The organism is Pseudomonas sp. K5002, assembly GCF_013386655.1.
In the GTDB taxonomy this organism is placed as follows: Bacteria; Pseudomonadota; Gammaproteobacteria; order Pseudomonadales; family Pseudomonadaceae; genus Aquipseudomonas.
The window spans coordinates 425-651 of sequence record NZ_JACARK010000750.1; the positions used below are offsets into that span (position 1 = coordinate 425).

Annotated in this window: 1 pseudogene (cut by a window edge); it reads left to right on the plus strand. The window is 57.7% G+C overall.

The window, feature by feature from the left end:
• A pseudogene (locus HX846_RS27650) lies at positions 1-227 on the plus strand (MetQ/NlpA family ABC transporter substrate-binding protein) (its annotated part extends 152 nt beyond the left edge of the window); the annotation flags it as partial.

Here is a 227-nt window from a genome sequence, read left to right on the forward strand (position 1 = left end):
GCGCTGAAGAACATCGACGCCAACTACTACCAGTACCGGCCATTCCTGGATGACTACAACAAGACCCGGAATACCAACCTGGTGCCGGTGGTCGGTGTGCACATCGAGCCTTTCGGCGCGTACTCGACCAAGATCAAAAATATCTCGGAGTTGAAAGACGGCGCGACAGTGTCGATCCCCAACGACCCGGTCAACACTGGCCGCGCCTTGGTGCTGCTGGACGAAGC